25 protein-coding genes are annotated in these 20581 nt (G+C 43.5%); 18 read left to right on the forward strand and 7 right to left on the reverse strand.

Annotation, left to right across the window (positions count from 1 at the left end; genetic code table 11):
* Positions 1 to 276 precede the first annotated feature (276 nt).
* The 6 genes from BP688_RS06425 to BP688_RS06450 all read left to right on the forward strand — a co-directional run bounded on the left by BP688_RS06425 (position 277) and on the right by BP688_RS06450 (position 4242).
* Complete coding sequence (locus BP688_RS06425; RefSeq protein ID WP_290598074.1) at positions 277 to 1551, forward strand: aspartate aminotransferase family protein; 1275 nt, start codon at positions 277 to 279, stop codon at positions 1549 to 1551.
* On the forward strand, positions 1548 to 2453 hold the full coding sequence (locus tag BP688_RS06430; protein WP_290598075.1) for a DUF6206 family protein: 906 nt from the start codon (positions 1548 to 1550) through the stop codon (positions 2451 to 2453). Before BP688_RS06425 ends, BP688_RS06430 begins: the two co-directional genes overlap by 4 nt.
* Positions 2454 to 2614: 161 nt before the next feature.
* On the forward strand, positions 2615 to 2908 hold the full coding sequence (locus BP688_RS06435) for a 50S ribosomal protein L21e (RefSeq protein ID WP_290598076.1): 294 nt from the start codon (positions 2615 to 2617) through the stop codon (positions 2906 to 2908).
* Position 2909: 1 nt separating this feature from the next.
* Positions 2910 to 3260 carry an RNA polymerase Rpb4 gene (locus BP688_RS06440; RefSeq protein WP_290598077.1) on the forward strand — a complete coding sequence of 117 codons (351 nt, stop codon included), beginning with the start codon at positions 2910 to 2912 and terminating at the stop codon, positions 3258 to 3260.
* Between the two features lie 48 nt (positions 3261 to 3308).
* Complete coding sequence (locus BP688_RS06445) at positions 3309 to 3896, forward strand: DUF655 domain-containing protein (protein ID WP_290598078.1); 588 nt, start codon at positions 3309 to 3311, stop codon at positions 3894 to 3896.
* 34 nt (positions 3897 to 3930) lie between these two features.
* Positions 3931 to 4242, forward strand: coding sequence for a PRC-barrel domain-containing protein (locus BP688_RS06450; RefSeq protein ID WP_290598079.1), 312 nt, complete (start codon positions 3931 to 3933; stop codon positions 4240 to 4242).
* Here BP688_RS06450 and BP688_RS06455 read toward each other — a convergent pair.
* Positions 4217 to 5050, reverse strand: a complete 834-nt coding sequence (locus BP688_RS06455; protein ID WP_290598080.1) for a DMT family transporter — start codon at positions 5048 to 5050, stop codon at positions 4217 to 4219. The genes BP688_RS06450 and BP688_RS06455 overlap by 26 nt on opposite strands.
* 220 nt (positions 5051 to 5270) lie before the next feature.
* Between BP688_RS06455 and BP688_RS06460 the strand changes: the two genes are divergently transcribed.
* From BP688_RS06460 to BP688_RS06490, 7 genes are all read left to right on the forward strand, one after another.
* Complete coding sequence (locus BP688_RS06460) at positions 5271 to 5621, forward strand: SCP2 sterol-binding domain-containing protein (protein WP_290598081.1); 351 nt, start codon at positions 5271 to 5273, stop codon at positions 5619 to 5621.
* 54 nt (positions 5622 to 5675) lie between these two features.
* The gene (locus tag BP688_RS06465; protein ID WP_290598082.1) at positions 5676 to 6479 is read left to right on the forward strand and encodes a rhomboid family intramembrane serine protease; all 804 of its coding nucleotides are present in this window, start codon (positions 5676 to 5678) and stop codon (positions 6477 to 6479) included.
* On the forward strand, positions 6463 to 7398 hold the full coding sequence (locus BP688_RS06470; protein ID WP_290598083.1) for an archaeosine biosynthesis radical SAM protein RaSEA: 936 nt from the start codon (positions 6463 to 6465) through the stop codon (positions 7396 to 7398). Before BP688_RS06465 ends, BP688_RS06470 begins: the two co-directional genes overlap by 17 nt.
* Before the next feature lie 148 nt (positions 7399 to 7546).
* Positions 7547 to 7756 (forward strand): hypothetical protein, encoded by a 210-nt coding sequence (locus BP688_RS06475; RefSeq protein ID WP_290598084.1) that lies wholly within the window; start codon positions 7547 to 7549, stop codon positions 7754 to 7756.
* A gap of 195 nt (positions 7757 to 7951) precedes the next feature.
* Positions 7952 to 9373 (forward strand): proline--tRNA ligase, encoded by a 1422-nt coding sequence (proS, locus tag BP688_RS06480; protein ID WP_290598085.1) that lies wholly within the window; start codon positions 7952 to 7954, stop codon positions 9371 to 9373.
* A gap of 327 nt (positions 9374 to 9700) precedes the next feature.
* A complete protein-coding gene (speD, locus tag BP688_RS06485; RefSeq protein ID WP_290623564.1) occupies positions 9701 to 10039 on the forward strand; it encodes an adenosylmethionine decarboxylase in 339 nt (112 codons plus the stop codon).
* A gap of 4 nt (positions 10040 to 10043) precedes the next feature.
* Positions 10044 to 11066: a bis-aminopropyl spermidine synthase family protein gene (locus tag BP688_RS06490; RefSeq protein ID WP_290598087.1), complete on the forward strand. Its 1023-nt coding sequence runs from the start codon at positions 10044 to 10046 to the stop codon at positions 11064 to 11066.
* Here BP688_RS06490 and BP688_RS06495 read toward each other — a convergent pair whose 3' ends face one another.
* Together BP688_RS06495 and BP688_RS06500 are read right to left on the reverse strand one after the other, a co-directional pair.
* On the reverse strand, positions 11067 to 12068 hold the full coding sequence (locus BP688_RS06495; protein WP_290598088.1) for an ABC transporter permease: 1002 nt from the start codon (positions 12066 to 12068) through the stop codon (positions 11067 to 11069).
* Positions 12061 to 13617: an ABC transporter permease family protein gene (locus BP688_RS06500; protein ID WP_290598089.1), complete on the reverse strand. Its 1557-nt coding sequence runs from the start codon at positions 13615 to 13617 to the stop codon at positions 12061 to 12063. Before BP688_RS06500 ends, BP688_RS06495 begins: the two co-directional genes overlap by 8 nt.
* A 72-nt stretch (positions 13618 to 13689) precedes the next feature.
* On the opposite strand from BP688_RS06500, the gene BP688_RS06505 reads away from it, so the two are divergent.
* From BP688_RS06505 to truA, 4 genes are read left to right on the forward strand one after another with little or no spacing between them, the layout of a single operon-like run.
* A complete protein-coding gene (locus BP688_RS06505) occupies positions 13690 to 13881 on the forward strand; it encodes a CooT family nickel-binding protein (protein ID WP_290598090.1) in 192 nt (63 codons plus the stop codon).
* Positions 13871 to 14890, forward strand: coding sequence for a type II glyceraldehyde-3-phosphate dehydrogenase (locus BP688_RS06510; RefSeq protein ID WP_290598091.1), 1020 nt, complete (start codon positions 13871 to 13873; stop codon positions 14888 to 14890). Before BP688_RS06505 ends, BP688_RS06510 begins: the two co-directional genes overlap by 11 nt.
* A 22-nt stretch (positions 14891 to 14912) precedes the next feature.
* The gene (locus BP688_RS06515) at positions 14913 to 15224 is read left to right on the forward strand and encodes a hypothetical protein (RefSeq protein ID WP_290598092.1); all 312 of its coding nucleotides are present in this window, start codon (positions 14913 to 14915) and stop codon (positions 15222 to 15224) included.
* Between the two features lie 13 nt (positions 15225 to 15237).
* Complete coding sequence (truA, locus tag BP688_RS06520; protein ID WP_290598093.1) at positions 15238 to 16023, forward strand: tRNA pseudouridine(38-40) synthase TruA; 786 nt, start codon at positions 15238 to 15240, stop codon at positions 16021 to 16023.
* Here the strand turns inward: truA and BP688_RS06525 are convergent.
* From BP688_RS06525 to BP688_RS06535, 3 genes are read right to left on the reverse strand one after another with little or no spacing between them, the layout of a single operon-like run.
* Positions 16010 to 16942: an FtsZ/tubulin family protein gene (locus BP688_RS06525; protein WP_290598094.1), complete on the reverse strand. Its 933-nt coding sequence runs from the start codon at positions 16940 to 16942 to the stop codon at positions 16010 to 16012. The genes truA and BP688_RS06525 overlap by 14 nt on opposite strands.
* 22 nt (positions 16943 to 16964) lie before the next feature.
* Entirely contained in the window at positions 16965 to 17897 is a 933-nt protein-coding gene (locus BP688_RS06530) for a glycosyltransferase family 2 protein (RefSeq protein WP_290598095.1), read from the reverse strand.
* The gene (locus BP688_RS06535; RefSeq protein ID WP_290598096.1) at positions 17894 to 19150 is read right to left on the reverse strand and encodes a protoporphyrinogen/coproporphyrinogen oxidase; all 1257 of its coding nucleotides are present in this window, start codon (positions 19148 to 19150) and stop codon (positions 17894 to 17896) included. The genes BP688_RS06530 and BP688_RS06535 overlap by 4 nt, the downstream gene beginning before the upstream one ends.
* A gap of 97 nt (positions 19151 to 19247) precedes the next feature.
* On the opposite strand from BP688_RS06535, the gene BP688_RS06540 reads away from it, so the two are divergent.
* Positions 19248 to 20267, forward strand: coding sequence for a UPF0104 family protein (locus BP688_RS06540; RefSeq protein ID WP_290598097.1), 1020 nt, complete (start codon positions 19248 to 19250; stop codon positions 20265 to 20267).
* On the opposite strand, the gene BP688_RS06545 is transcribed toward BP688_RS06540, so the two are convergent.
* Positions 20260 to 20526 (reverse strand): hypothetical protein, encoded by a 267-nt coding sequence (locus BP688_RS06545; protein ID WP_290598098.1) that lies wholly within the window; start codon positions 20524 to 20526, stop codon positions 20260 to 20262. The two genes, BP688_RS06540 and BP688_RS06545, sit on opposite strands and share 8 nt — an antisense overlap.
* Positions 20527 to 20581 lie beyond the last annotated feature (55 nt).

Here is a 20581-nt window from a genome sequence, read left to right on the forward strand (position 1 = left end):
TCTTTCAGAAGCTGATGGGGGCAGACCGATAAGATTGCTTTTCTACGATATTACAGTGATGTGACATCTTCACGTAACAGCTTTATAGACTGTAAACTCGGATTACTTAATTCAACTTACTCCCGGTGGCAATTCGGAAAACTACTTTTCAAAGCTCTAAACAGCTTTTAATGTGGACTAAGGGAGATTACAAACCCTTCAATTTTGAGCTTAGGGATTCCAAGTCATCAACCAAATTCCAAAAAATATATAATGATTTATTTTCCAATTTTTTACATGGGGTTTGTTGGAGGGAGGAGCAAATCCGAAATCATTGACTCCTTCGCCAGATACGTTTCTCCAGCTAAAGCCAAATTTTTCTCAATGGTCGGTATAGACTTCGTTCCTGCGAGAAGGGAAGGGGTATGGTACTGGGATTTGGATGGGAGAAGATTGATGGACTGTCACTGCAACGGAGGAGTTTTCAATCTCGGCCACAGGCATCCTGAAGTAGTGAGCACTCTGAGGGAGGCTGTTGAGGAGCTGGACATTGGAAACCACCACCTTATCAGCGAACAGCGTGCAAGACTTGCAGAAAAGCTGGCTGAAGTTATGCCGGGAGATATAAGCAGAACGGTTTTCGGCGTTGGTGGCGGGGAAGCGATTGACTTTGCGATAAAGCTGGCAAGAGGGCATACTGGAAAAAAGAAGATTGTTTACGCCAGAGGCGGTTATCACGGTCATACAGGATTTGCTCTTGCTGCAGGGGATGAGAAATACAAGAGGCCCTTCGAACCGCTTGCTCCGGGATTTGTTGAAGTGCCATTTGGCAACGCTGAAGCCCTCGAAAGGGCTGTAGATTCCGAAACTGCAGCCGTGCTTTTCGAAACCATCCCCGCTACGCTCGGCATGCCCCTACCACCGGATGACTTCTATAAGCGTGTGAGGGAGATATGTGACGAAAAAGATTGCTTGATGATGGTGGACGAGGTGCAGACGGGACTTGGAAGAACTGGTAGGATGTGGGGGATAGAGCACTACAAGGTGGTTCCTGACGTTATAATCACAGCAAAGGGGTTGTCGGGAGGAATTTACCCAATCTCAGCAACGTGTTTTAAAGACGGACTTGATGATTTCATGTCGGAGAATCCTTTCATACATGTGTCAACCTTCGGTGGGGCTGAGATAGGCTGTGCCGTTGCTTTAAAGGTGCTTGAGATTACCTCAAATGAATCCTTCATGAACAACGTCAGAAAAATGGCTTCCCTTTTGTCCAATGAACTGGAAAAGATGAAGGAAGAGTTCGACTTTTTGGAAGAAATAAGACAGAAGGGGCTTTTCATCGGAATTAAGATGGTTGAGGAGGGTTTTGGACCGTTGCTGTCAATATCCTGCTACCACAACGGCATTCTTGCCGTTTATGCCAACAACGACACATCTGTGATGCAGTTCCTGCCCCCTCTTATCATCAGCCAAGAACATACAGACTACATCTCAGAGAACCTCAGAAATGCTTTGGAGATGACCTCCCAGCGGAGAGACATGGTTGAGATGATAAGGGCAATGCTATGAAGGTCGACGCAGAAATTCTGAAGGATTTTGAGGAGAGACTGAACCCAGCAAAACCAGAAAACATAAAGATTCTTGGTTACGGAGAGATAAGCACAGTCTTTGAAATTCCAGAATATCCCGGCATCGCCTTCAAGAGGATTCCGATGTTTAGATCGGTCAAGCAGGTTAAAAAATACATTGACACCTATTTTGAATACGTAGAATTGCTCAGAATGGCAGGATTAAAAATTCCCGAAAGTGATGCCATTTATGTCACAACCAGCGATGGAAGAATCGTTCTTTTTCTTATGCAGGAGAAATTAGAGGGTATTGGTAACAAAATCCTACAAAATGCAACTTTGAAGGATGCTTTAGACGTCTTCGAGAGTGTTCTGAAGGAGATGAAGAAAGTCTGGGATTTCAATGATGCCAGAAGGGAAGAAGGATTACAAATAGGACTCGACGGTCAGATTTCGAACTGGGCGATTTGTGGTGAAGATATCTACTACTTCGACACGAGCACACCGATGATTCGCAAAAATGGTGTTGACAAACTCGATACTGACATATTTTTAAGGGCATGTCCTCCGGGGGCAAGAATTCTCCTAAAAAAATTCTTCCTCCAGGAAATACTCGACAGATATTACGATTTCAGGTCAGTTGTGCTGGACATGATAGCCAACCTTTTCAAGGAGGGGAGAAGCGATTTAATTCCTCCCACCATCAACCTTGCCAACGAGTTTTTCGAGCAGCATGGATATGCCTTTGAACCCATCCAGAGGAAGGAGGTCGAGAAATACTACAGAGAAGACGCCTTTATCTGGAGCCTTTACCTCAATCTCAGGAAGATTCACCGCTTTGTCGTTACAAAAATCCTCTTCGGGAGGTATGAATTCATTCTTCCGGGTAAGATAAGGAGATAGGCTTTAAAGGGACGTGGAGGTTACCGACACTTTCAGACGTTTGTTCATTTTTAGAATTCAAAAAAGCGGCAACAATCAGGACAAAAATAGAACCAGTCCAAAACACACAACCGCAAAAAGCCTTAAATATTCTTCAGGTATCACTCAAACGGGGATCAACAATGGGCTGGAAGTCTCACGGTTTCAGGTTCAGATCAGGTAGAAAACTGAGAAAGAGAGTCAGAGAAAGAGGAATCAGAATCAGAAAGTTTCTACAGACCTTTGAGGTTGGGCAGAGGGTTCACATAGACATTGAACCAGCATCGCAGAAAGGAATGCCACACCCGAGGTTTCAGGGAAGAACTGGCCTTGTTGTGGGACAGAGGGGAAGGGCTTATCTCGTACAGATCAGAGATGGCGGCAAGATGAAGACTCTGATCGTCAGGCCGGAACATCTAAAACCGCAGAGTGGTTGAAATGTTCAAAGAGGTTAAGGATTTTGAATACATCACAATCTCTGAGGCCAAAGAGATAATGGAAGAGATCGCAAAGAAGAGGCAGGAAGAGGGAGAGCTTTTATTCGAGACGCGAAGGGCCCTTAAGCATCTCAGGCTTTTCGCCAAACTTCCTGCAGAGAAGGCAAAGGAGCTGGTCGAGGAACTTATAAAGCTACCTCAGGTCGGGAGAAGGGAACTTGCAGTCAAACTCGCGGATATAATGCCCCGTGTTCCCGACGAAGTTAGAGTTATCTACGCGAAAGAGAGAGTAACTTTAACGAGCGAGCAGATTGAAGAGATTCTTGATGTTATAGACAAGTACCGTATTTAAGAAAAACATAAATAGTTATCACGCTATTTTGAAAAAGGAGCTGATGCTATGGAAAAGCCGAGAGTAGAGAGGTCTGAAAGCAGAGATAAACTCGAGGATTACGCATACATAATTGACTTCATGCCCTATGGCCATCCTGACGATAAAAGACCAATACACAAAAGAGAACCGCTTGCTCAGGTTGTTGGAGAGAAATACTTTACACTCCTTGAGGTCAGCATTAAGAAAGGCCAATCTCCGCTCGTGATGGATAGAGTATACATAGGAAAGGGAGAAAGGGATGTTGTAAGAAAGATAAAGCGCAGGTTAAGATACGAGGACTTGACTCCAGCTGCAAAAACCGAACTACCCTACGTTCTTGAACACATAATAAAGAGTGACGAGAGAAGGTTTGTAGAGTTTTTCAACAAGGCGGATTCAATAACAACAAGAATGCACCAGCTTGAGCTTTTACCAGGTGTTGGAAAGAAGATGATGTGGGCGATAATCGAGGAAAGAAAGAAAAGACCGTTTGAAAGCTTCGAGGACATCGCAAAGAGGGTCAAGGGTATACAGCGCCCCGAAAAGCTCATTGTGAGCAGAATTATATACGAAATGCAGAACCCCCAGACCAAGTATAAATTGTTCACTGCTTGAAAAAATTAATATATTTTTTCGTTCTGCTATTTTTATGGGGATGATTGGAGAAATTACCACCTTCTTTGGAATGAGAGTGTTCACAGACGAAGGAAGATATGTTGGAAGAGTTGAGGATGTCATACTTGATCAGAATACAAGGTCAATAAGAGGACTTGCTATAACAGACTACAACAAGGGATTGATTGATTCGCACGCTAAGGGAGTTATAATACCCTACAGGGTTGTTAAGGCTGTTGGTGACATAATCATCATAAAGGACCTTTTCAAGCGGAAATCGAGGATACCTGAATACGCCATGCACGAACTCGAAGAGGAGTCTACTGGAGAAGAAGCAGAAATATAGAGATAACTATAATACAAATCCCGGCGGCAAGTCTGAAATCAATTTTCTCTTTTAAGAGTAGGCTCCCGAAAATAGCTGAAAATACCGGCGAGGTGGCAGATGGCTGAACAACGCTCCATGAACTTGACAACTTTATTGCTGTAAGGAAGACTGCCACACCCGAAAAGGACAGGAAGCCGCCAAACACACCTGCATAGATTATTGAGTCTTTTTTCACTATCTCGTCTCTTTTTGCCGTGAAAGATAGCAGGATCAGACACAAGAGCATTCTTGTAAATGCCACCACAGATACCGGAAGCCTATCAGTCAGAAAATCGAGGGTCAGAATGGCGAGAGACCACGAAAATGCTGCGAGCAAAGCGAAGAAAAGGCCCGAAGACCTGAAATCTCCACCTCCTCTGCCATAGATAATATACACAGCCAAAAAGACTAAAAGAGCTGATAGAAGGGTATTGGGCTGGATTCTAGCACCGTAAATCACAGTCGAAAACAGGACAACATAAATCGGATACGTAGAAGCTGCTGGAAGAGCAACACTAACTGGTGCCCTTTTCAAAGCAGCAAAGTAACTCAAGTCCCCGATATAAAAGGAGAGGATTGCCGAGATTACCAATACTATTGCTGTATTGAAATCAATCACTGTTCTGGGCAAATCAATTAGTGCAAGAGGTAGAAAGAAGAGTGTGGCAAATAGGGTTCTGTGAAAATTTGCAGTGAAAACTGAAACTTCAGCCACACCTTTTCTATACGCTACCCCATTTAGTGCCCAGCATACAGCCGCGGTTAATGCCAAAAGTATCTCTATCACACCGCCGTTAATGTTCAGACGTATTATATACGTGCTGTAAATTTCTATAACTGTTAATCATTGTTTATAGCAAAGAAACTTAAATTTTTTTATAATTCCATTTAAACCACTAAAATCCGCGTCTATAGTAAGTTTCAGACTTGTTGCATCTTTTAATGCAAAAATCACAAGATTTATATATGAAAGACTGCCATCATGAGATGCACAAGAGGTGATGCAGATGAGTGAGGCAAAAGATTTGATTCAGAAAATGTGTGAACTCCAGAACAGCAATGAAGAAATCCAGAAAGAAATGGCTGGATGGAGCGGAGTTGTACAGTACAAACTTGATGGTGAGGAGTTCTACGTTGAGTACAAAGCAGATGGAACCTGTGAGTTTAAAGAGGGTGTCCACCCATCCCCAACTTTCGCAATAGTTGCCCCACCAGATTACTGGGCTTCAGTTATTAAGGGGCAGGAGGATGCTGTCAGCGGTTTCATGATGGGTAAATACAAGATCGAAGGAAACATAATGGAAGCTCAGAGGCTTGCTGGAATTGTCAAGAAGTTCCAAGGCAAGTTCGACCTCTAATTTTTCTTTTTTTAAAACCAAAGATTTTTAACCCCTGAATTTTCAACTTAGAGAGTGGCCAAGTGTGATATTTGTGGTAAAGAAATAACGCTCCCTTTCAGATGCAAGTACTGTGGGGGCACATTTTGTGATGAACACAGGTTGCCGGAAAGTCACGATTGTGATGGGCTTGATGAGTACTGGAATGTCCCTGTGAATGTCAAGAGAAGACTATCGTCAACTGCAAAAGGGAGTGGTTTCAAGATACCAAACTATGGAGCGAACAATACAGTGTTGATAATTTGCACCATTCTGTTCTTTATCTCCCTCATAGCACCACTCCAGATGGTGAACCTCTTTGCACTTCATCCTCGAATTGAAGTTCTTTCAACAAGACCCTGGCAGATTATTACGAGCATGTTTCTCCACGTTGAATTCTGGCATTTCTTTGTCAACATGTTCGTGCTACTTTTCTTTGGCACAGAACTCGAAAGAAGACTTGGAGACAGAAAGTATCTTGAGATATTCTTCGCTGCAGGTCTCGCAGGAAATTTTGGGTATATCGCCTATTCCTACGCTGTTGGAAGTTTTTCTCCTGCACTTGGAGCATCTGCTGCGATTTTTGGTGTCATGGGCTGTTTGGCGATGATTGCTCCTGAAATAAGGATAATAATATTCCCGATTCCGATACCCATTGGGATAAGAACCGCTCTTCTACTCTTTGCAGTCTATGATTTCTCTATGATGTTCGCCAGCTATACCGGAGTTTTTTACACAAACGTCGCCAACATCGCCCACCTTGCAGGACTTGCAGTTGGGTTATATTATGGAAACATGATTGGCAGGAGGGGTAGAGCTAAGCATGGGTTCTTTTACTAAACCGATAGTCTGGAGGGAGAAGGAGAGGCTGGATGACAGAATAGCTGATTGTCTTACAATTATACTCCGCACGAGAGGGTGTAGATGGGATAGCTGCTACATGTGCGGATACACGAACGATGCCTATCCCGCAACGAGAGATGAGCTTATCCAGCAGATTGATATGGCTCTGGAGGAAGGTGGTGCAGAGGTGGTCAAGATATTTACTTCTGGCAGCTTCTTTGACGATGCAGAAGTCCCCATGGAAGTTCGCGCGTATCTGCGTGACAGGATCAGGGATATGGGAGCTAAAAAGCTGATAGTCGAGAGCAGACCAGAGTTTGTGGAGAAGGAGAGGCTGGATGATTTCAAAGGAGTAAACCTTGAAGTTGGGATAGGTCTCGAGACTGCGGATGACGAAATCAGGGAGCTTTGTATAAACAAAGGTTTTAGTTTTGAAGACTTTGTGAGGGCTACTGAAACTCTCAAAGAGATGGGATTCAGGGCTAAGTGCTACCTGCTTTTGAAACCCCCATTCCTTTCGGAGAGGGAGGCAATCGAGGATGCAGTCAAATCCATAAAGGCTGTGAAAAACTATGCCGATGTTGTCTCCCTCAACCTCACGAACGTTCAGAAGGGCACACTCGTCGAGAAACTGTGGAGAGCAAAGCTTTACCGACCTCCGTGGTTGTGGAGTGCAGTGGAGGTTCTTAAGAAGGCAAAGGATGTTGGAGTTGAGATACTCTGCGACCCGGTTGCTGCTGGGAAAAAGCGAGGTCCACACAACTGTGGGAAATGTGACGCTGATGTGTCCAAGGCTATAAGAGAATTTTCCCTTACCCAAGATGCGAAAAAGCTTGAGGATATCAAGTGTGAGTGCATTTTAAAGTGGGGAAAGGTTCTGGAGCTTGAAAGTTATTCAAGGATTCCTCTGCTATAATTTAATCCGTTAAAACCACTTTAACGCAAGCACAACCTCAACCGATAAAGCATGAACAGATACCGAAAAATTTTTATATCAAATCCCTAACGCTGGGTTAGTAACAAACCTACAGTAAGCTGTCCGAAAAAGGTAGGAGGTGGTCGAAGTGATATTCCTGTTGTTGTCGCTGATGGGTGTGGGGATGTTTCTTGGGATTCTCGTTTCGGGAGTGGTAGCCTTGTTGGGAGTGTTGCTCCTCGCAGCACCATTCTCGTTGCTTAGTGCTGGCGCGTTGATACTGAATGTGCTGAATTTCGTGATCCTGTTCATAGTTATGTTTGGTGGATCGGTATTGGGGATGCTTAGTTTTATCTGAAATCAAAATTTATTTCATAACTCTATCATATCCCGTTCAATCCAGACCTCTTGTCTACATCTCCCATAAAACTTTACAGAAGTTTAAAAGAGATTTGAAGAAGAGATACAAAAATCAGCCAGAAGGTTTTACATTAAGGAGTAATTCTCCACAAAACTGGAAATTAATAAATATTGCATCTTCATCCAACATCTGATGAGTCTGCCATCAAAGGAAAATTTCTCAGAGTGGTACCACGAGGTCATTCAGACGGCAGAAATTATGGATGTCAGGTATCCGGTGAAAGGGCTTTACGTCTGGTTCCCCTTTGGTTTCAAAATAAGGCAGTTCGTCTATTCGAAGCTGAGAGAAATTATGGACAGAGAACACGATGAAGTTTACTTCCCCGCCCTCATTCCAGAAACTGAGCTTGGCAAGGAAGGAGAGCACATAAAGGGTTTTGAGGACGAAGTTTACTGGATCACACACGGTGGCTTAACTCCTCTGGACGTAAAACTGGCTTTAAGGCCAACCAGCGAGACTGCGATGTACCCAATGTTCAAACTGTGGGTGAGAAACCATGCAGACTTGCCTCTGAAGGTCTACCAGATTGTAAACACCTTCAGATACGAAACAAAGCACACAAGACCATTAATCCGACTCAGGGAGATAACATCATTTAAGGAGGCACATACAGTCCACAAGAACTTTGAGGAGGCAGAGGAGCACGTTAAAAAAGCCATTGGATTTTACAAGGAATTCTATGACTTCCTCGCCATTCCTTACATGGTCATCCGTCGCCCTGAGTGGGACAAGTTTCCCGGAGCAGCCTATACTATAGCCTTCGATACAGTAATGCCTGACGGAAGAACTCTGCAGATAGGAACAGTGCATCACCTTGCAGACAATTTTGCTAAGACCTTCGAGATAAAGTATGAGGCGCCAAATGGAGAGCACTATTATGCCCATCAAACATGCTATGGCATTTCTGAGAGGTGCATAGCTGCACTTATCAGCATCCACGGTGACGATCAGGGTTTGGTTCTACCCTTCGAAGTTGCCCCCATACAGATCGTTGTGATTCCAATTCTCTACAAGGGTAAAGAAGAGGCTGTGATGGACGCATGCAAAAAACTTGTTGATAAACTGGCATCTTTCAGAGTTATCCTTGATGACGGTGAAGAGAGACCGGGAGCAAAGTATTACAAATGGGAGCTTAAAGGTGTGCCAATCAGATTCGAAATAGGGCCGAGAGATGCAGAGAAGGGAGTTGCTGTAGCATCTTTCAGAGACGAAAAGAAGAAGTTTGAAGTTTCAATAGATGAAATCAACGATGATTTGATCTGGCAGTGGGCTCAGATAATGAGAGAGAGGCTCTTTACTTCAGCAGCAAACAGGATTCTTGAAAAGATAAAGATTGTAAAGTCACCCGATGAGCTGAAGGAGTGGGTAGGAAAGGGTGTTGCTATCTTCCATCTCTGTAATAACGAAGATTGTGGTCTTTCGCTCGAAGAGCATGGTGGAAGTCTTCTTGGCTGGTTTGAGGAGGTGCCAGAGTGGATCAATCTCGATGTTGAGGGCGAGTGCATTGTGTGTGGTAGCAAGGGTAAAGTTGCGGCTCTCGCGAGGACTTACTAATATTATTCGTTTTAAAAATACATATTTTTCTCCGTAATGGTTAAAAAAGGAGTGAAAAATCATGTTTTGAATTAAACTGATTAAAATCTATCTGAAATCTTTTGAAACGACCATGTCATCGCTTTTTGGATGGATTTTTCACCTCTGAAAACTCTTTAAAATCATCGAAAAATTTAAAAGTCATGCCAACTCAAAATCTTTTCAGCCAGATTCGTGTATGATCGTTATATTTAGACCAAGTCTGATAAAACCTGACACAGAATGTGCAAAACGCTCCAAATTCGAATATATCCTGTAAGGAGGTGATAAAAATGGAGGGTGATAGCGATGATAGTCGGTCGGCATATTATAGCCGAACTTTATGGAGTAAAGGAGGAGTTGATAGCAAGGGAGGAGACTGTACGCGCTATCGTAGAGGAGGTGGTGGAGCAGGCTGGACTTACGAAAGTAGGCAGTATTTATAAACAGTTTAACCCACATGGTGTTACGGGAATAGTTTTAATTGCCGAAAGTCACGTTTCTATTCACACTTGGCCTGAATACGGGCTTGTGAACCTCGACATTTTTACCTGCGGTGATACAAGCAAGGTCGAGAAGGCTTTCAAACTGTTCCTCGAAAGACTTAAACCGAAATCCTACCGTCATTACGTTCTCGACAGGGGCTGATATCGTGGACAGAATAGAGCGGCAGATAATGCAGAGGCTCCTCGGAGGAGAAGTTAGTGTTTACGAGCTTATTGACTGGCAGGACGCGTCTTTGAAGGAGTTCTTCAACATCCTTAACTCTTTAAAGAAAGACGGGCTTTTAAAAATGGAAAATGGTAGAATATCCCTTACAGAAAAAGGCAGGGATAGAGCGGTAAAAGAGAGGTTGAAGTACGTCGGTAGGCTGAGATGTGAAAATTGTGAGGGTACTGGCTTTGAGATAAGCAAATTTTTCTCCGAAATTCTCAAAAAATACAAGGAAATAGCTGCGAGAAGACCCGAAGCGATTGAGATGTACGATCAGGGGTTTATAAGCCTCGAAGGTGTAATAAGAAGGGTCCAGTTTATCTACGAGAGAGGAGACCTGAACAGCAGGATTTTTGTCGTTGGAGATGATGACTTACTCAGTATCGCTTCAGCCCTAACCGAGATGCCCGAAAAAGTTGCCGTTGTGGACATTGATGAGAGGCTTATAAACTTCATAAACAGGATTGCCGAGGAATACTCGCTGAATGTTGAGGCTTTTGTTTACGACGTTCAGCAGGCTTTTCCCGACGATTTGAGAAGGAAGTTCGATGTTTTTGTAACAGACCCTGTTGAGACGGTTCCGGGTTTGAAGCTGTTTCTATCAAGGGGAGTTTCAACCCTTAAAGGTGTAGGATGTTCTGGATACTTTGGAATAACAACGCTGGAGGCTTCGAGGAAGAAATGGTATGAGATACAGAGGATGATACACGAAATGGGCTTTGTTATCACAGACATAATCAGGAAGTTCAACGTTTATCCAGAGGATGAAAAGAACTTTTTCAGATTTCAGGATAAATTACCGATTGTCAAGCAGCTTAACGTGAGAATTGATTACAACTGGTACAAGTCCAGCCTTTTCAGAATTGAAGCTGTTAAAGACCCTAAGCCCATAGTGGAGGGGGAGATGGTGATAGACGAGAAAGTCTATAAAGACGACGAAAGCTGGGCAACTCCCTACTGACTATTTCTCTCCAATTTTCATCAGGATGGGTGAGATGATCAAAAGACCGAAGGAAATAAGTATATAGCTGGCAGCTGCAATAATATCAAATTCTGTCCCTGCAGCAACTCTCCCAACCATAACTGCTGGACTTTTGGCCTTTGTTACAAGCAATGGTAAGAGTCCGGCAGCAAATATTGAGAAAACCAGCTGTGCTCTCTCCCTGTCTTTGAAGTAAGCAGCAGTGAAATATGCGATTGCTATAAAGAGTGCAGAGATTGATGCTGATATTACAAGTGCTTCAACAGGTTTCGCAATATCAATTCCGTTGATGGAGAGCAGTGAAAGCCAGATTACTGTCAGGGATGTGGAGAAAATAAAGGGTGTGAGAATTTTGGCCATTGAGATTTTGAAAGGTGTGAGTGGGGTAGATAGAAGTACTTCAAGTGCTCTCGTCTGAATTTCCTCGCAGACTGAGTCTATGGTTAGTCCTGCAGCCACCACCGCTGTTGTTACTGCGAGAAGTGGAATCAAAATAAGATATATAAACTTGAAAATCGTCGAGGAGCCAGAAGGAACTTTTACCTCTACACCATCAGCAAACACCTTCAGGTCGAGGTTCGGAACCCCGAACTCTTCCCTCAGTTTCTCCTCATACTCAACCAAATCTTTTTTCAGAGATGTTAGAACCTGAATTGCCTTTATATCATCCTCCGGCAGGATTACGTCAATGTACGTCAAGTTTCCAACTTTTGTAATGAACAGTACCGCGTCAACCCTCCCTTCTGCCAATGCTCTCATGGCAGTTCCCGCATCAACACATTCACCAGCAATGGAGCAGTCTCCGACAACCGCAATTCTGGCATTCCCTGAATAACCGAGATAATCCGGATTGTAAAGTATTAGTAGGCCGAATGTTATGACAGAGGATATGCTGGCAATGAATATTAGAAGGAACACTATGCTGGCAAAAGTTCTCTCTCTAAGCATCAGCGTTATGTCCTTTTTTATGATCTCAAACAAGCAGCATCACCACCACGTAGTTGTAGATCGCGTGAATAGCTACTGCAAGGCTGAGGGCGTATGGGACGAAAGAGTAGCTCTTCCTGACGATCGAAGCAAAGAGGATTGCTGTTAGTAAGTGGAGGGCGAGAGGGAACACGAGATGCTGACCGAGGAAAGCAAGACTATACTCCTGAAGAACATTTGCTACAATAAGGAACTTCTCCCCGGTGAAAAATCCAAGGGCTGTGGCAATAGCCCTTCTCATACAGGGCTGAGAAACTATAATCACTCCCTTTATGATTTCCTCAACAATGGCGACACTTACAATTAAAGCCGGAATCATGAGAGCCTGTGGGAGTATAAATACAGTCATCACTGCAAATATCTCAGCCATTAAGGCAAAGGATACGGAGAGAAATGCGAACAGAAAAGCTTGATAGGAATTTCTTACGCTGAGTCTCGAGATTTCGATAAGCTTTGCAATCATTGACCTCCCATGAGCTATATCCGGGTTGAGAGCCTTCGTGCTAAGGTAGAAAAGGATTGCAGCCATGACACCGAGGTGAGCGAATGATACCAAAGCATCCCAAAGGTTAACAGACTCCCCTCTCAGATGCGAAAGGAGCAGGGTTATGGGGGAAATTTTTGACAGTGGTATCGCAGTTGAAAAAACGGCTGGAATGAAGGCATAAATTGTTATCAGAAGTGAAACGACGAGCAGAAGAAAGGTTGCTTCCCTGTAACTTCTCGAAATCATCACAACAAAGCTCTGAGCAGTGAAAAGGAGGAATATGACAGGAAGAGCGAAGATAAACGCCATTGGACTGTTTAGGAGTAATGAAACGGCTAATGCAGATATGAAAGAAAGACTTAAGTAGGGAAGGAGTTTTCCCAGCAAAATATCAACACGACCGACTGCAGAGAGCATAACCTCAAGTCTTCTCAGCAACTTGTCTTCAAGTAGAGATGAGGAGAAGACCTGAACTGTGAAGTAGGATGGAATGATGAAAAGGAATGCGAGAACCATCTTCTCCACGAGGCTGGGAGTCTTAATATCCTCTGGCGGTTTGTAGTTCGTGGTATTGATGGTAGTTTTGTTGACCTCTACGCCTTTTCTTACCTTCTTCTCTGTCTGATTTTTACCCTTCTCTACCCCTGCCTCTCTCTGTGTAGTCTCGTATCCAGACTGAGAAAGATTCACGGTGATATACTTCACACTCACAAGGACAGGATGTGCGAGTTTACCATATTTTTCTTCAATAATCTCTCTATGCTGCTCCTTTAGTGTCTGAATAAGCTCATCAGCAGCAGCCAGACTCCTGTCCGTTTTTTTCACAAAAATACTGCTACCGTCAAAATAGACATCCGGATCGTCTGAAAGGATAAAGGAGTGGTCATTAATCAGAACATTTGTAGAGTATATTCCCGAATCCGAATCTATTCCAGTGGTAACCGAAAGGTAACTAACGATGAGAGCAAATAGCGAGGCAAGGGTTATCAGTAGCATGCTACCCTTGCCATATCTTCTTCTCGATTTTCTGAGCTCGAACCTTGCAACCCTCAGCACACCTTTCCTAACTAACTCAGGGATTTAACTTTTAAGGGAAACCTGATAAAGCCTAACAGTCAACCTCATATCATGTGTGAGTCAAAGGTGTTGTTATCAGGCAGTGATGAAACTTTAATGGAAGATGTTGTTCGTATAGTTGTGGAAGGAGAAAAAATAAAAATGTGGGACATCCTCGGTGATTACAGAGAGGTAAAGGGCAGAGTTGTTGAGATGGATCTTGTTGGACATAAAATAGTCGTGGAGGGATATGATGAAAGTTAAGGTAGCGATAAATGGTTACGGGACGATTGGAAAGAGGGTGGCCGACGCTGTTAGCCTTCAGGACGACATGGAGGTTGTCGGAGTAACAAAAACACGCCCTGATTATGAGGCCAAACTTGGGTCGAAAAGATATCCACTTTACGTTGCAAAACCTGAAAATGTTGAACTTTTTGAGAAGGCAGGGATTGAAATCCAAGGGACAATTGAAGACTTGCTTCCAAAGGCTGACATCATTGTTGACTGCAGTCCCAACAAGGTTGGAGCGGAAAACAAGACGAAGTACTACGAAAAGGCTGGTGTAAAAGCCATATTTCAGGGTGGAGAAAAAAAGGATGTGGCAGAGGTCTCCTTCAATGCCCTCGCCAACTACGACATGGCAAAGGGGAAAAGATACGTCAGGGTTGTGAGCTGCAACACGACTGGACTTACGAGGTTGATTTATCAGCTCAAAACTAACTTTAAAATAGGTAGAATCAGAGCAACAATGCTCAGAAGGGTCGTTGACCCTAAGGAGGACAAAAAAGGTTTGGTTAATGGAATCATGCCCGATCCCGTCGCCATACCCTCTCACCACGGGCCAGATGTTAAAACCGTCATGCCAGACGTTGATATAGTGACCACGGCCTTCAAATTACCCACAACCCTCATGCATGTCCACTCCCTCTGCATTGAGCTGAAAGAAGATGCATCACCCAAGGATGTTATCAGTGTTCTTGAGCAAGAGCCAAGGATAATGCTTGTCTCCGCCGGAGACGGTTTTACATCCACGGCGAAGGTAATTGAGTTTGCGAGAGAACTCAGGCTGAGGTATGATCTTTTTGAAAACATTGTGTGGGAGGAGTCCATTGGCATAGACGGAAACGACCTTTTTGTTACCCAAGCTGTGCATCAGGAGGCAATAGTCGTTCCTGAGAATGTAGATGCTATCCGAGCAATGTTCGAGCTTGCTGAGAAAGAAGAGAGCATAAAGAAAACAAACGAGACTCTCCGTATTCAGAAAGTTTTTTAAAATTTTTTGATACACAATCCCCATGGACGTTCAGACGAGAAAGTCAATCCTCTGGGATGCCTTCGAGGAGCTGAAAAACAAGTGGAGTGTTGACGAGAGATTTCTTGAACAGAAGGAGGAGGAAGAACCTACGATTGACGGTCTGCCTGAGAGCAGAGTTAACGATCTTATGGCAATCAAGGAAAAATACCAGCTTGATGATCTTGAATTTCTGTTCATTGTCGGCACAGCAGTTGGATTGTATCAGGGTCAGAAGCACGTAAAGGATTTGCTTCAGAAAAAGATGTCAACGATTAATGAGTTCGTGTCGTCTCTCATAGGCAGAGAGCTGTAAGCATGAGGTAAGCATGAGGTTTGCCTTCAAAGTGGCATATTTCGGAGAAAACTTCCACGGAAGCCAATATCAGCCGGACCAGAGGACGGTAGAGGGAGAAATCATCAATGCACTAAGGAAGCTTGGGGTTGAAAAGCCGAAGGTAAAGAGTGCTGGCAGAACTGATGCCGGGGTTCATGCTTACGGCCAAGTCATAACCTTCGATTCTGAGGAAAAGGTGTTTCCGAGAATGCTGAACTCGGAACTGCCAGAAGACATAGTTGCATGGGCATGGGCTAAAGTTCCAGAAACCTTTGATCCGAGAAGAGCAAAAAGTAGGGTTTACACTTACGTGATGTACGGCTCAGATTTTGACATTTCAAGCATGAGGAAAGCTGTGAAGGAACTTATTGGAGTTCACGATTTCTCGAATTTCACAAGGAAGTTTGGGGAAGGCGAGAACTGCGTTAGAGAGATTTACAGCGCAGACATAAGAGCGGACAGGGAGTTCATTATCTTCGAGATTGAGGGAAACGCCTTCACATGGAACATGGTAAGATGCCTCGTTACAGCACTCATAGAGATTGGAAAGCAGCACAGGAGTGTTGAGTGGTTCAGAGACCTTCTGAATCCGGAAAAATACAAGGAGAGAGTGGAGCCAGCTCCACCCTACGGTTTGATCCTCAAAGATGTGAAATACGATGATGTAGTATTCGAAGTTGATGATTATGCATTCAAAACGCTGCAATCGAGAATCGAGAGAAGAATAGCCTACAACGGGACGCTTTTCAAGCTTTTCTCTCTTTTCAGGCAAACCTGAACTTTCTAATTCCTGAGAATATGAGCACGGCAGCAAGTTTTCTCATTCCGGGTATTGGATAGTCTCCGTATCTCACAACTATATCTCTGTTCAGATTTTCTATCATCGAGATTGAGGAGAACAGTCCCTCCATTGTTATTTCCTCCGGCTTTCCTGCAAAAAGTAGCAGAGCTGATTTCGAGGTTTCCACGTCACCGTTTATGCTGACATTCCTCAAAGCCTCCTCAGTAAGCTCAATCATTCTTCTCGTCCTCAAAGCCTTTAAAGCGCTTTCCCGCTTGAAGATAAGGGATTTCAAGTCCAACGGTATTTTCCTCTCTGCTATTCCAGCAATGGCGAATCCATCACCTCTCAACGCGTTAAAGACGTCAGAAGTGTCAACAACAACTTCTCCGGCAACCTTCTTTTTCAAATCTATCTCCCCTGCCAGCGAGATGAGATTCATCACCCTTAGAATCTTTCGCTCAACACCTACATCCCCTTCAAAGAGGATTAGAACGTCAGCAGAATCTCGCAAACTTCTTATTCTCTTCTTGATTTCCCCGATACTTGATGTATCAAGCTGAGGGACAAGAGCAAGGGCGATTACAGTTTCACCTGTCATTTTCTTCAATCTCTCACAGAGTTCGAGTGAAGTTAAGTAACCAAAATCATCCTCTAAGGATGTTATCACTAAACTACCCTCAAATATTTCGTAGAGGGACGTTACTTTGTTTACAAACCCACTAACGTCCCCTCTCAGACCATGGACGTAGAATTTCCTGTCCTCTTTCAACGAAACGCTTCTCAAGTGTTCCTCATTGTTCAACACACAGAAGCACTTGAAAAGGGACACTCTATTAACTTTAACCCCCTTTTTATGGAGTAGTTCAGCGATCTTTGCCCCTCGCAATCCTGAGCCTATCGTCAGTAATCTCATTTTCCCAATATTCTCAAGAAGTTTAAAATATTTTTAGTTTGAGATAGTGGAACAGAGAGATTAAACTGTAGACAGAGTAGATCAGAATGCCTAAGAAGGGCGCAAAGAAGTAAATCTTTTTTGGTTTCTCTATGTATTTCATTGATCTGACAAAAATTGCTGTGGATGTCAGGAACAGCAACAGAAAGAGGCAGAGTGACAGTATGGGGTGAATAAAGGCAGAAGGTATTGGTATCAAAGCTGCCATCCAGATTAAAGAATCAGTTGGGAAAGCCCCGACTTCGTGGGCAGCCTCTGCAGCACCCTTCGCTCTCGCCATCTGCCACGTATGAACTTCACCGATACTCTCCGGAAGAGATACAAAGACTTTTGCGTCAGTTAACTTCTGTCTCAACCTTATTCCCTTCTTTCTTAGAATCAGGGAGAAACCGTAATCTTCAGCCCTCCGGCTTTCGGGATACTTGACTCTCTTGAATATCTCAACTCTCTCAGCTTTGTTGTTGCCTGGAATGTGCATTTCAGCAAGCTTTGGCACTATCGCGTGAATTGCATGATACCAAGCAAAGGCGTGGGCAAAAAATCCTCCCCTGACAACCGGCAACCCCCCAGCAGCATCAGCAGACTTCAGGCAATCCAGCATTTTTTCCACATAGTCCGGGAAATATACGTTTTCGGAATCGCCCCAAATCACGACATCGTATTTTTGCTTCAATGCATACTCACATGCCTCAACTCTTGCGTATCCCGTCCCTCCAAGCTTCTCCTGAACTTTAAATTGGATACACGGGTTGGAGTAGGCTTTGACAACTTCTTCCGAATTGTCGGTCGAGAGTCCATCAAGAACAAGGACATCAAAGTCCTCACAGAGCCTTGCCGACTGATTGAGCAGCGATTCGATGCAACTCTTCAATCCTTCTGCGTTATCTTTGTTCAGTATAACCACCAACGCCTTCATGTTCTCACGATGTTGCGCGCAAGAGCCTTAGCCTGAGCCATTACGGCATCCATGTTGAGATACCCCCACCCTCCAAATCTGCCGAAGGGTATGATATTTTTCTCCCTTAGATAAACCCTTATCTTCTCAACTGCCTTTCTGTAGTGGTGGTTGTAGACAACGTAAGCGTGCTCCCACTCCCAAGCCCTACAAACCTCCACATTGAAATCGAATCCTACATCTATGAGGTCACCGATAACCCTCTCACAAATATTACTGATTTTTTCACCCGGTTTCCTCGATATCTCTGCTATAATTGTAGAACAGCCATCTGGAGCCATGTATGGACTGTAGTTGCTAAGAAAGGCGATTCTGTGGAAGATAATATCAGATTGGGGGAAATAAAGCCAGTGAAAATTCGGCACCCTATCTTTAATCCCGAGCCCGACAACTGTTAGCGAGTTGTAGTCAAGTTTCTGTATCTCTCCCTCAATTTCATCGCAATCCATAATTTTCGGTAGATGGGTTAAGGGGGCGGTATAAACAAGCTTGTCAAATTCATACTGACCCCTTGTTGTTTCAACAACCACCTCACCCTCTCCTATCTCAATCTTCCTGACACCCTCACTCACCCTGACATCAACCTTTTCAGCCAAACTCTTCGCCAGAGTTTCTATTCCTCCCTTGAGGGGATAAAAAAATCTCAACTGGTGGGTGTATCCCTCCGTCTCAATGCCGACTGCTGATCTGAGAATGTCATCAACTGGGGGGTTTGGAACTCTTCCCCCAACCCAGTCAAGGGATATCTCCTCCAAATTCCTCTTCCATATTTTCTCATTGTAGGGTTTGAGATACCTATCAGTAATTTCTCTCCCAAAAACATAGTAAAACCACTCTAATAGGTTTTCCGGCTCTTTTTTCTCCCTTATCATGTTTTCCACAAAGTCCTTTAAGATTTGAAATCTCTCCTCAGCCGGAAGCATTGAAATGCCATTTTCAAAAGGATACTTTATAAACTGGTTATTGTAAAAGATGAAAGTTCTTCTTCTGTGCTCGACGTAATTCCCAATTGTCGCCAGCATCTCGAAAAGTGTTTCGTCGTCTTTTGAAAATATTATGTGGGAGCCTCCAGTATCAAATGTATAGCCTTCAATGGTATCTGTTCTAAGCAAACCTCCTGGTCTGCTTTCAGATTCAAAAACTACTGCATTTTTAATATTGTTTGCAATGGCAAGACCTGATAGCCCAGCTCCAACGATGCCGATTTTGCTCATCAATTGCACAAGATATTCTGGCAATTTAAATTTGTTTGGAAGCGTAAAGGATAAGTTACTTAAGTTTGTGAAGCAGAATAAAATTCGGAGGGAGATATTGAGTGGCAAATCGAGCGCAAGGGCAGCAGTGATTGGTATTTTAATCAGTATCGTAGTTACGGTAATCATCTTCAAGTATACCGAAAGTGAGATTACGTGGAGTGTTCTGAGGAGGGCAAACTGGATTTATCTCCTTCTTGCATTTCTGATGCAGGTTTCTTTCTGGTTGCTCTGGGCGTTCAGACTCAAGCTACTCACAAACTATCTCGGTTACAAGGTCTCATATTTCCACTCTTTGGAAATAACAATGGCAAGCATGTTTACTGCAGCTATAACCCCATCATCAGCAGGAGGAGAACCGGTTAGAGTTAAAATGTTGTCAGACAGAGATGTTGATGTTGGAACTTCAGCGTTTATAGTGCTCGCTGAGAGAATACTTGATTCCATGTTTTTCTCCTCTGCCCTTCCCGTATTTCTGATAATAACAGGTTTTTCTACCAGCTTCGGATTCAAGATTGCTGTTGTTTTCACTACACTTCTTGCCATTTTCATCTATATGCTTTTCAGAATATTCAGAAACGAGGCAAGTATTGACAGGTTTTCAAAAATACTTTACAGATTAGTGAAATGGTTCAATGAAGAGAAGGCAGAGAATTACTCCAGCGTTTTCTCAAGAGAGCTGAGAAGATTTAGAGAGGCAACAATTCAGATGCTGTCGAACTCGTTGAGTGGTATCTTTGTGCTTTACATTCTGACACTAATTTTATGGTCTGCAGGATTCATGGTTCCGTCTTTCATCCTTTTGTCTCTCGGCTACGACCCCTACTTCCTCTACTCATACACAGCACAGCTTATAATCGTGATAGTATCTCTTGTTCCACTCACTCCCGGCAGCAGCGGTATTGCAGAGGTCAGCATGGCTTACCTCTACTCAAACTTTGTTGACACGAACATACTCGGTGTTCTTGTAGCGCTATGGAGAATAATCACGTATCATGCAAACATATTCTTCGGGGCGCTTTTTGTGAATTACAGCCTAATAAAATCGAGGATATTAAAAAGTAAGAGTGTTAACTGACATAACTTTCGTCATCTTCAAATCCAAAGCTCATATCCTGAAGCATTTTCGTCGCAAGTCCCATAAGGACTTTATCATCTCCTACAATCTCCCTAATCAGCATCAGAGAGGCAGATTCTTTAAGTTCAAAACTCTTAATACCTTCAAGTAATGTCAAAAGTCTGGAGGCAAGCTTGTATATTTCTGCAAGCTTGACGTCATCTTCTCCCTCAACCTCTTCTTCATCATCCTCCATTAAAATATACTCAAATTCATCCATGCTAAATTTTAACCGCACGGCTTAATTTAAGCTTTTCCGTAAAAAGATAAATTAC

Source organism: Archaeoglobus sp. UBA230 (assembly GCA_002507545.1).
Classification (GTDB): domain Archaea; phylum Halobacteriota; class Archaeoglobi; order Archaeoglobales; family Archaeoglobaceae; genus Archaeoglobus.

Bases quoted from the DNA above. Each gene is read 5' to 3' on its own strand.
- BP688_RS06425 (WP_290598074.1), top strand. From the start codon at position 277: ATGGGGTTTGTTGGAGGGAGGAGCAAATCCGAAATCATTGACTCCTTC.
- BP688_RS06430 (WP_290598075.1), top strand. From the start codon at position 1,548: ATGAAGGTCGACGCAGAAATTCTGAAGGATTTTGAGGAGAGACTGAAC.
- BP688_RS06435 (WP_290598076.1), top strand. From the start codon at position 2,615: ATGGGCTGGAAGTCTCACGGTTTCAGGTTCAGATCAGGTAGAAAACTG.
- BP688_RS06440 (WP_290598077.1), top strand. From the start codon at position 2,910: ATGTTCAAAGAGGTTAAGGATTTTGAATACATCACAATCTCTGAGGCC.
- BP688_RS06445 (WP_290598078.1), top strand. From the start codon at position 3,309: ATGGAAAAGCCGAGAGTAGAGAGGTCTGAAAGCAGAGATAAACTCGAG.
- BP688_RS06450 (WP_290598079.1), top strand. From the start codon at position 3,931: ATGGGGATGATTGGAGAAATTACCACCTTCTTTGGAATGAGAGTGTTC.
- BP688_RS06460 (WP_290598081.1), top strand. From the start codon at position 5,271: ATGAGTGAGGCAAAAGATTTGATTCAGAAAATGTGTGAACTCCAGAAC.
- BP688_RS06470 (WP_290598083.1), top strand. From the start codon at position 6,463: ATGGGTTCTTTTACTAAACCGATAGTCTGGAGGGAGAAGGAGAGGCTG.
- proS (WP_290598085.1), top strand. From the start codon at position 7,952: ATGAGTCTGCCATCAAAGGAAAATTTCTCAGAGTGGTACCACGAGGTC.
- speD (WP_290623564.1), top strand. From the start codon at position 9,701: ATGATAGTCGGTCGGCATATTATAGCCGAACTTTATGGAGTAAAGGAG.
- BP688_RS06505 (WP_290598090.1), top strand. From the start codon at position 13,690: ATGTGTGAGTCAAAGGTGTTGTTATCAGGCAGTGATGAAACTTTAATG.
- BP688_RS06510 (WP_290598091.1), top strand. From the start codon at position 13,871: ATGAAAGTTAAGGTAGCGATAAATGGTTACGGGACGATTGGAAAGAGG.
- BP688_RS06515 (WP_290598092.1), top strand. From the start codon at position 14,913: ATGGACGTTCAGACGAGAAAGTCAATCCTCTGGGATGCCTTCGAGGAG.
- truA (WP_290598093.1), top strand. From the start codon at position 15,238: ATGAGGTTTGCCTTCAAAGTGGCATATTTCGGAGAAAACTTCCACGGA.
- BP688_RS06525 (WP_290598094.1), bottom strand. From the start codon at position 16,942: ATGAGATTACTGACGATAGGCTCAGGATTGCGAGGGGCAAAGATCGCT.
- BP688_RS06530 (WP_290598095.1), bottom strand. From the start codon at position 17,897: ATGAAGGCGTTGGTGGTTATACTGAACAAAGATAACGCAGAAGGATTG.
- BP688_RS06535 (WP_290598096.1), bottom strand. From the start codon at position 19,150: ATGAGCAAAATCGGCATCGTTGGAGCTGGGCTATCAGGTCTTGCCATT.
- BP688_RS06545 (WP_290598098.1), bottom strand. From the start codon at position 20,526: ATGGATGAATTTGAGTATATTTTAATGGAGGATGATGAAGAAGAGGTT.